Origin of the sequence: Caballeronia sp. LjRoot29 (genome assembly GCF_964252755.1) — a bacterium.
Lineage (GTDB): Bacteria > Pseudomonadota > Gammaproteobacteria > Burkholderiales > Burkholderiaceae > Caballeronia.
Genome location: NZ_CAXUPU020000092.1, coordinates 1 through 1,292, shown reverse-complemented (window position 1 = coordinate 1,292; position 1,292 = coordinate 1). Strand labels below are relative to the sequence as shown.

Sequence of the window (1,292 nt, the reverse complement as noted above, 5' to 3'; positions counted from 1 at the left end):
AGTTGACCACAGCGAACGAAGCGAAGCGCAACTGCGTGAGGGTGACCGAGCGTGGGGAGGAAGCGTGGAGCGAAGCCGCGAGCCGATGGACAAGAACCGGATAGAAGGCGGTGCCGATCAGGGCGAGCAGGCACGAAACTGCGAAGCTCTCGTGGTCAAGGATCAGGTGCTGTAGATCCGGCGGTTGTGCGGTGAAGGATTGCGTTCTTACCTGGGGAGATCTCGCCTCGTGCCTGAAAGGGCGACGGCGTCGAGTCGGAGCGAGAAGTCAGCAGAGGCCGTACTAGTCACAGGATAGGCCGGTGAGGCTGAAGCTAGTGATGAAGGGCCGAACGAGAAGGAGTGTTCAGCGTCATGTCGATGTGGCAGGCATTGCGTCAGATGCCCGGGCAAACGGGGCGAGCGGGAGTAGCGCGCGGTGAAGCTGCGCGTGTACCCGTGAGTGACGAAGCTTGCCGCCCGCGGCATGAATCCGGGAACACAGGGTCGGCGCTGCTGGAAGCGGCGTTGACGAGAGAGAACCTGAAGCAGGCGTTTAAGCGGGTACGGGCAAACAAAGGCGCTGCGGGTGTAGACGGTCTGGATATCGATCAGACCTCCCGACACCTGGTGACGGTGTGGCCTGTGATCCGCGAGCAATTGCTAAAGGGGACGTACCGGCCGAGTCCGGTACGGCGAGTGACGATTCCGAAAGCGGACGGAGGCGAGCGCGAGCTGGGCATCCCGACGGTGACGGATCGGCTGATCCAGCAAGCACTGCTGCAGGTGTTGCAGCCGATTCTGGACCCTACCTTCAGCGAGCATAGCTACGGCTTTCGGCCCGGGCGCAGTGCGCACGACGCGGTGTTAACCGCGCAGTCGTACGTGCAGTCTGGGCGGCGGGTTGTGGTGGACGTGGATCTGGAGAAGTTCTTCGACCGGGTCAATCACGACATTCTGATCGACCGCTTACAGAAACGCCTTGGCGACGCCGGAGTCATCCAGTTGATCCGGGCGTATTTGAACAGCGGCATCATGGATGACGGGGTGGTGCAGCAAAGACATCAGGGCACGCCGCAAGGCGGGCCGCTATCACCATTGCTGGCCAACGTGCTGCTCGATGAGGTGGATCGGGAATTGGAAAGGCGGGGTCATTGCTTCGTGCGCTACGCCGACGATTCGAACGTGTATGTTCGTAGCCGCCGTGCAGGTGAACGAGTGATGGCACTGTTGCGACGCTTGTATGGTCGGCTGCGCTTGAAGGTCAACGAGACCAAGAGCGCGGTGGCGAGCGTGTTCGGCCGCAAGTTTCT

General features: G+C 61.5%; 1 protein-coding gene. It reads left to right on the top strand.

Annotated features, from left to right (window positions below; genetic code table 11):
• Nucleotides 1–354: 354 nt before the first annotated feature.
• Nucleotides 355–1,292 (top strand): group II intron reverse transcriptase/maturase (gene ltrA / locus ACSQ83_RS35860; RefSeq protein WP_436231371.1); only part of this gene is annotated, 938 nt, incomplete at its 3' end.